Origin of the sequence: Neisseria sp. HMSC064E01 (assembly GCF_001808875.1) — a bacterium.
In the GTDB taxonomy this organism is placed as follows: Bacteria; Pseudomonadota; Gammaproteobacteria; order Burkholderiales; family Neisseriaceae; genus Neisseria; species Neisseria sicca_A.
This window is the reverse complement of the sequence record NZ_KV794973.1, coordinates 1-282: the sequence shown is the minus strand read 5'-3', so window position 1 is coordinate 282 and position 282 is coordinate 1. Positions and strand designations below refer to the sequence as shown.

Genomic DNA, 282 nt, shown 5'->3' with positions numbered 1-282 from the left:
GAGTTTGTCTTGGCGTTCTTTGGAAAGGCGTCTGCCGAACGGGTCGTAGGCGTATTCCCAAATCTCGGTGTTGCCGGCTGCTTTTTTGATTTCGGCGCGGACGAGTTGGTTTTCTAGGTCGTATTGGTAATATTGGTTTTCGCCATTGGGCAGCTGGCGGTAGATCAGGTTGCCCAGTGCGTCGTAGGTGTATTCGATGCCGTTATATTCTTTGAGGCGGTTGCCGGCGGTAAGGTTGGGCTTGGCGGGGGATTTCAGACGACCTTGAGTTTTGGGGTCGTC

Annotated in this window: 1 pseudogene; it reads right to left on the bottom strand. The window is 53.5% G+C overall.

Annotation, left to right across the window (positions count from 1 at the left end):
* A pseudogene (locus tag HMPREF2572_RS12165) lies at positions 1 to 282 on the bottom strand (type IV secretion protein Rhs); the annotation flags it as partial.